The organism is Nitrospirota bacterium, from assembly GCA_035873375.1.
In the GTDB taxonomy this organism is placed as follows: Bacteria; Nitrospirota; Thermodesulfovibrionia; order Thermodesulfovibrionales; family JdFR-85; genus BMS3Bbin07.
This window is the reverse complement of record JAYWMQ010000052.1, coordinates 120509-128275: the sequence shown is the minus strand read 5'-3', so window position 1 is coordinate 128275 and position 7767 is coordinate 120509. Positions and strand designations below refer to the sequence as shown.

The 7767-nt window shown below is 40.9% G+C and carries 5 protein-coding genes; all 5 read left to right on the top strand.

The window, feature by feature from the left end:
• Positions 1–208 precede the first annotated feature (208 nt).
• Complete coding sequence (locus tag VST71_11300; protein ID MEC4686306.1) at positions 209–1291, top strand: glycosyltransferase; 1083 nt, start codon at positions 209–211, stop codon at positions 1289–1291.
• Entirely contained in the window at positions 1288–2067 is a 780-nt protein-coding gene (locus tag VST71_11295; protein MEC4686305.1) for a polysaccharide deacetylase family protein, read from the top strand. Before VST71_11300 ends, VST71_11295 begins: the two co-directional genes overlap by 4 nt.
• Before the next feature lie 26 nt (positions 2068–2093).
• On the top strand, positions 2094–3302 hold the full coding sequence (locus tag VST71_11290) for a glycosyltransferase family 4 protein (GenBank protein ID MEC4686304.1): 1209 nt from the start codon (positions 2094–2096) through the stop codon (positions 3300–3302).
• A 335-nt stretch (positions 3303–3637) separates the two neighbouring features.
• The gene (locus VST71_11285; protein MEC4686303.1) at positions 3638–5542 is read left to right on the top strand and encodes a nucleoside-diphosphate sugar epimerase/dehydratase; all 1905 of its coding nucleotides are present in this window, start codon (positions 3638–3640) and stop codon (positions 5540–5542) included.
• Between the two features lie 130 nt (positions 5543–5672).
• Positions 5673–7751 carry an XrtA/PEP-CTERM system histidine kinase PrsK gene (gene prsK / locus VST71_11280; protein ID MEC4686302.1) on the top strand — a complete coding sequence of 693 codons (2079 nt, stop codon included), beginning with the start codon at positions 5673–5675 and terminating at the stop codon, positions 7749–7751.
• Positions 7752–7767 lie beyond the last annotated feature (16 nt).

Sequence of the window (7767 nt, the reverse complement as noted above, 5' to 3'; positions counted from 1 at the left end):
CAATACTGAAACAAGTTCAGCACATGGTTCAGAGCCTGCCCTGAATTTAGTTCAGGGGTGACAAAACAAGAGTTTACACAACAAGTTCTTAAGTGGTTGATTTTGACGAATATGTCTCTCTGAATAGTTGCCGGGTTAATAGTTTAATAATTGAAAAATGCGTGTTTTACAACTGATAAGCAGTGAAGGATTGTTTGGAGCGGAAAGGGTGGTACTTGAGCTGTCAAAGAGCTTACAGAAGACCCATAATTGCTATCCGATTGTAGGTATTATAAAGAACGAATACAACCCTCATGTAGAAACCGTAGATGAAGCCAGGGCCAATAACATAGAGACGGCGATTTTCCCCTGCAAAAGTCAGTTTGATCTGAGTGTTATCGCTTCAATCCGGGCATTTATAAGAGAAAAAAATATTGATGTTGTCCACTGCCACGGTTATAAATCAAACTTTTACGGATTGTTAGCGTCTAAAAGCAATATTGGAACAATAACAACCAATCATAATTGGCTGAAATCTCACTGGAAGCTAAAGATATACTGTTTTCTTGACAGTCTATGGATACGTTATTTTGGAAGAATTGTTGCTGTTTCAGAGGGAGTTAAGGCGGACATGTTAAAATACCTGGTTCCTGAAGAAAAGATAAGGGTGATTGATAACGGTATTGATCTGGAGAGGTTTAACAGGGAAATATCAGCTGAAAACCTTAGAGAAGAATTTGGTCTGAACGAAAATTCCAAAGTAATTGGAACGATAGGGAACCTGGGTCATGAAAAAGCTCATGGTAATCTGTTAAAGGCAGCAAGGGAAGTAATCGAGATACACAAATCAGTCAGGTTCCTTATTGTAGGCGATGGATCTTTGAGGGAATATCTGATGGAAGAGGCGGTTAGTTTAGGTATTGAAGATAAGATTATTTTCGCGGGATACAGAAAGGATATTCCTGAACTCCTGTCACTGATGGATATCTTTGTCCTGCCTTCCATAAAAGAGGGTCTTCCCATGGTACTTCTCGAGGCAATGGCAGCGAAGAAGCCGGTTATTGCTACAAGGGTAGGGGCAGTTCCAAAGGTGTTAAAAGATGATGCCGGAATATTAATTGAACCTGGGGATATTGCCGGGTTAAGAGATGCTATTATTGAGCTTATGGGAAACAGGGAGGAGGCGGAGAAATTAGCTGTTAGAGGTTATATAAAATTGAGGAACGAATATTCTTCACAAAACATGAGCAAAAGGTATCTTGGTTTATATAATGAACTAATATCGGGCAGTTCTTCGGAGAATATCTCATGAAAGTACCCATATTACTTTACCATGCATTATTTGATAAAGACTTGAATAGCGAAAAGTATGAAATTAACAAGAAGGATTTTGAAACGCAGATCAGGTATCTTTCAGACAATGGATTTCAAAGCTTTCCGGTTGATGATTTTTTCAAAACAGATAATTCTGGCGTGACTGAGGGAAAAGGGGTTGCAATCACTTTTGATGACGGAAATTACAGTGATTATTCCATTGCATTTCCAATATTGAAGAAATATGGATTTACCGCCACTTTTTTTATAACAGTCAACTGGATTGGAACTGAAAAGTTCGCAACCTGGACACAACTTGAAGAAATGAGTGCAGCCGGGATGTCTATACAATCACACAGTTTAACCCATCCCTTTCTGTCTGATCTGAGCCGCGATGATCTCCACAAAGAGCTTGATGGCTCCAGAAAAGTACTTGAATCGAAACTGAGTATCCCTGTTACTGTCCTTTCAATACCTGGTGGATTTTTCTCAAGGGATGTTTTGACAATGGCAGAAGAGGTTGGATATAAAGGGGTGTGTACTTCTGTGCCGGGTTTAAATAAACTGGATTCGCTCGAAAGTGGGTTTTTAATATTAAACCGTTTTGTTATGACAAGAAAGACTTCTTTTCAGGATTTCAAGGCTATTGTAAGCAGGAACCAAAGATATGTTGCACTATGCAGGGCACAACATTATTTCAAGGCCGGTATTAAGAAAGTTCTCGGCAATAAAAGATATTATGCACTCTGGTCCAGATATCTGAGAAAAGTCTGAATTGAAATATAGTGCTGAGGAATAAGATGAATATATTATTTCTGTCAACAGAAAATCCCTACCCTCCTGACCACGGACATTATATAAGAACTTACAATGTGTTGAAATATGTTTCGCAGCATCATGATGTCTATTTCATAGGATTTATAAAGAACAAGGAAGATTTCAGAAATGTTGAGCCAATTAGGAAGATGTGCAAAACGGCTGACGTATTTGTCATTCCTGATGATGTTTCAAGCGTCAGGTTTTATTTGTCTCTTTTCCTTAATTTCTTTTCGCCTCTGCCCTACATAGCCCAAAAGTATTATCAGAAGAGTATGAAGCAGAAAATAAGAGAAATATTGAAGGAAAACAAAATCGACATCGTTCATTTTGACATGTTGCATCTTTCCAGGTATCAATCCATGTTTGATGGGATACCAACAACCCTTACAGAGCATAACGTTGAATCTCTGAGAATCCTCAGCTTGTTAAGGAACAGTAGGAACGTGCTTTTTAAGGCATTCATGTATTTGCAGTACATTAAACTTAAGAGCTTTGAGAAAAAAGCATGTGCAGGGTTTAATATATGTGCTGCGGTATCAGAAGATGACCTTAAGGTGCTGAAGACAATGAGCCCTTCTGCAAACTTTGTGGTCATACCAAATGGTGTGGACACAGGTTATTTTGCTCCGGATGACACACCTTTTCTTCCAAACAGCATGATATGGGTAGGTGGTATGGATAACATATACAATAGGGAGGCCGTTGACGTTTTCATAGAAGAAATATTCCCCCTGATACAGAAAGAAATCCCAGCGGTAAAATTTACAGTTGTCGGTAAATCACCTACCAGAAAACTACTTCATTTGGCAAAAACAAATAAGAACATCGAAGTTGTTGGCTATGTTGATGATGTAAGGCCATATATTTGTAAGACAGCGGTATACATTGCCCCGATAAAAAGCGGCGGAGGGACAAAACTTAAGATTCTCAATGCCCTGTCATTGGCCAAGCCTGTGATCACAACATCAGTGGGTGCAGAAGGGATTGAGGTCGAGGATAATAAACATCTTTTAATAGCAGATGAGCCGGGACTTTTTGCCGGGAAAACCATAGAGCTTCTAAAAAATCCGGAAATTGCTGCGAAGCTGGGTGAAAACGGAAGGAATTTAATGATAGAAAAGTATGATTGGGGAATAATTGGGGAAAAGATGAACAGAGTGTATGAAGAATTGTTAACTTCAAAGTATTAGCTGAGGAAGACTCTTTAACAGACAACTTTCCTGAAACTGTATTCTTTAGATACAAATGTAACTGATAGATACAATTTATTTCAAGCATGTGATATCCTTTATTAATACCGGGAAACACTAATATCATCGAAAGTTGTAACTTTTGGATACATGTTGTTTAAATTAATGCTGCGTATTTGTATCCCTTCTCTTTTTTTTATCAATAAAAATCTTTTGGAAACAAGGAGTTGTGCCTCAACAATTAATATTATTTAATTTTTAGCATGGATATTGCATATAAATAACAGATTTAAAGTGAAGAGATTGAGACAATTAACTACCAAGCAATAAGAAAGATGACGACCAAGATTCTATACAATTATATGCTTTTTAACGGAACTATAAAAAAGCTCCTGATGCAATACAGGACCTCTTTTATACTGCTGTTCCAGATGATGGTTGCAGTTCTATCGTATCTTGTCGCCTTTTATCTACGGTTTGAATTTACCATGCCCCCCGAGTATTTCCAGATGTTTTACGAGACCTTGCCACTTCTGCTGGGTTGCCGGATGATAGCTTATTATGTATACAAGATACACACTGGTTCATGGCTGTTTGTAAGCATGTCGGACCTGGTAGACACACTTAAAGCAGTCCTGCTTGGTTCGGTATTATTTGTAATTACCATGGTATTTATTTACGGTCTCGATGAATTTCCTCGTTCGGTCTTTATTTTGGAGGCGCTATTTAATCTTATGTTTTTGGGTGGGAGCAGATTTACAATCCGCTACAGCTATGAGTTTAAACAGAGGGCAATGCCCAAGATCAGAAAATATGCGCTTATTGCCGGAGCTGGAAGGGCTGGGGTTTTAATGCTCAAGGAGATCCGGAGCAATCCGGGGATGGGACTTCAGGTATTAGGTTTTGTTGATGACAATCCCTATAAAAAGGGGACAAATATTCAGGGTATACCGGTTCTTGGAAGCGTTGAAGATATTCCCGGCCTGGCTAAGAGACTCGGGATTGATGAGGTTATTATTGCCATTCCTTCATCCGGATATAAAAACCTGGTCCGGATTACGGAGATTGTCAGGAGTGCCGGGGTTGAAACAAGGATTCTTCCAAGTCTGGCAAAGCTGATCCAGGACGATATCGCTACGAACAAGCTCAGGGATGTTTCATATGATGATTTGCTGGGCAGGGATGTTCTGAAATTCCGCCGGGAGTCTGATTACAAGTTACTGGAAGAAGAGATTGGAGAAAAATCCATACTTGTCACTGGTGCCGGTGGCTCAATAGGCTCTGAACTATGCAGACAGGTTGCTCATTTCAGACCTCGTATGCTGATACTCTATGAGCGGCATGAGAATAGCCTTTATGATCTTGAGATAGAGTTGAGAAAGAAGTTTCCGGACCAACAGATATTACCGGTAATAGGCGATATCCTGGACTCGGAAAAGCTAAGCGCAATATTGCGGGCTAATAAAGTAGATCTGATTTATCATGCAGCGGCATACAAGCATGTGCCGATGATGGAACGTGAGCCTTTGGAGGCTGTTCGTAATAACATACTTGGTACCTTAAACGTTGCCAGGTTGGCGGTTAAGGCTAATGTAAACAAGTTCGTTTTCATTTCAACTGATAAGGCAGTGAATCCCGCAAATGTGATGGGGGCCACGAAGCGTGTATCCGAGCTGGTAGTCCAGGGATTAAATGGTGACAAGGTAAAATTTATTGCAGTCCGTTTTGGTAATGTCATAGGCAGTAACGGCAGTGCTATTCCCCTGTTCAAGAAACAGATAGCCGAAGGAGGGCCGATAACAGTAACACATCCCGACATAACAAGGTATTTTATGGCCATACCTGAAGCCGTGCAACTGGTGATGACCGCTGGTGCCATGGGTAAAGGAGGGGAGATTTTCTTGTTGGATATGGGGAAGCCTGTAAAGATCATTGATCTTGCCAGAGATTTGATCAGGCGTTCAGGTCTGCAGCCCGGGAAGGATATTGACATTGTATTTACAGGACTCCGCCCCGGAGAAAAACTGTATGAAGAACTCTACTGGGAGGGAGAGGGAATCATTCCAACAGACAATAAGAAGATAACGATGCTTAAGCCAAATGGTCAGGGGTGCAATGGTATTTTTCAGAGGATCAAGGTATTGGAAGAGCATATTGTAAGAAGTGATATGGAGGGTGCTTTGAGATTGTTGAAAGAGATGGTGCCGGAGGCCAGTATCGGGAATGGGCTAAATGCCTGATTTCAACGTTAATCGTTTTTCTGTTATTCCCCGAAGGCGTTCGGGGAATCGTTCCTGAACAAATGACCGTATTTTATTCACAAGCTTTGATCTATCAAATCTGACAGTCGACTATCCTGACGGAAATAAAATGTTTGAACTCATTGTATCAGCCATAGCCACAGTTCTTCTCTTAACTCTCTCGCTCTACCTGTTCCTGAAGAGAAAGACTGCGGCTGATGTGGCCCTTTCATCTGTTATATTCCTGTTTGCATTGATTGAGATAGCAGATCAGCTTTCACTGAATCTGCAGGATAGCCCTCTTTTCTTTAAAAGGATATCTCTTTTTTTTGAATCAATGCTGCCTGTTTTCCTTATGCTCTTCACCCTTTCCCACTCCCGCTGGAGGTCTGTTAAATCCATCTCTTTTCCCTGGTGGGCACTGACCGCAGTGGCTCTGTTTTTTCCTGTATGCACACTTCTGTTTCCTGTCAATGATTTCTTCTACTCCCCTGACCTTCAAACCGAAAAGCTGCTGTTTCTCGGAACAGTGGGGTACTGGTTTTACATGGGGGTCATGATTTATTGCGTGATTGCTCTTATTCATCTTGAGGCCGCTTTTTCTGTGACATCCACCTCTGACAGATGGAGAATAAAATTTGAGGTTATAGGAGTTGGAAGTATTCTGGCGGTTTTAATTTTTTATTTCAGCCAGGGTTTGTTGTACAGAAGCATAAATATGAATCTGGTACCTGTCAGGTCCGGAGCATTTATAGTTGCGGCGATTCTTGTGGGTTACTCAAGAATTTTCAGGGGCAATGGTGTAAGGATTGTGGTATCAAGGTATGTCCTTTACAGGTCATTATCTCTCATACTTGTAGGACTTTATCTTCTGTTACTTGGTTTGATAGGCGAAGGAATGAGGTATTTAGGGGCATCTTTCAGCAAGGATCTCTCCATCTTTATTGCCTTTACTGCCGGCATTATCATGCTTGTCATCCTGTTTTCCGAGAGGCTGAGGAGAAGGGCCAAGGTATTAATCAACAAGCACTTCTATGCCAATAAACACGACTACAGGACAGAATGGCTTAAATTTACTACCCGGCTTACCTCCTGCAGGACAGCAGCCGATATAAGGGATGTAATTCTCACCACATACAGGGAGACCTTTGGCCTTAATGGCGCCTCCCTTTACATCCTTGATGATAATAAAAAGCGATATGTCCAGGCTGCAAATCAGTCCATGTATGGAGAGATGATGGAATTAAAGCCTTCAGATGCCTTAGTTTCGTATTTTCAGGAGATGGACAGGGTACTTAACCCCTTTGATGGCGAGTATAAGCCTGATGCGGATGAGGCTATATTCATTGAGCGTACAGGGGCAAGGTTGCTGGTGCCTCTGATGAACAACGGAAGAATCGAGGGGATTGTTGTTTTTGGAGAGCAACTTGCTGAGGAAAATTTCATATACGAAGACTTTGATTTAATGAAAACGATTGCCAGACATGCTACCCTTGCCCTGCTTAATTTCAGGCTTTCGGAAGAGCTTGCAGAGACAAGAGAGGTTGCAGCAGTGGCAAGGATATCCTCGTTTGTAATACATGACCTTAAAAACCATACAACTACGCTTTCATTGCTTCTTGATAATGCCAAAGATTATCTGGATGATCCTGAATTTCAGGAAGATATGATCAAGTCAATAAAAAATACACTGACGAAGATGAAGGACCTTATCCAGAGACTAAAAACTGTCCCGGAAAAACAGGACCTGAATCAGGGTCATACAGATATTAACTACCTTGCCGGGAAGACCGTAAGTGAGGTTATGAAGATAAAACCGGATATAAAGATTGATTATCATGGAACGTCTGCAGTATCCATGGTAGATGCCGGGGAGATAAGAAAAGTTATACTCAACATCATGCTTAATGCAGTTGAAGCTGTTGGAGTTAATGGGATTATAAGTGTTGAGACAGGTTGTAATGGAGAGATGACATATGTCAGAGTTGAAGATAACGGCTGTGGTATGACGGATGATTTTATTAATAACCATCTGTTTAAACCTTTCAGGACAACAAAGGAAAAGGGGCTCGGAATAGGGCTCTATCAATGCAGACAGATAGTGGATGCCCATGATGGCAGAATTGAAGTAAGCAGTGTAGCTGGAAAGGGGTCGGTTTTTACGGTTTATCTGCCTGTGATTAAGGAAACGGAGTTCGCAATAGGGTGAGAGGGAGCTGTTTGTT

Excerpts from the sequence above, each read along its gene's own strand:
- VST71_11295 (MEC4686305.1), top strand. The coding sequence starts at position 1,288 with ATGAAAGTACCCATATTACTTTACCATGCATTATTTGATAAAGACTTG.
- VST71_11290 (MEC4686304.1), top strand. The coding sequence starts at position 2,094 with ATGAATATATTATTTCTGTCAACAGAAAATCCCTACCCTCCTGACCAC.
- VST71_11285 (MEC4686303.1), top strand. The coding sequence starts at position 3,638 with ATGACGACCAAGATTCTATACAATTATATGCTTTTTAACGGAACTATA.
- prsK (MEC4686302.1), top strand. The coding sequence starts at position 5,673 with ATGTTTGAACTCATTGTATCAGCCATAGCCACAGTTCTTCTCTTAACT.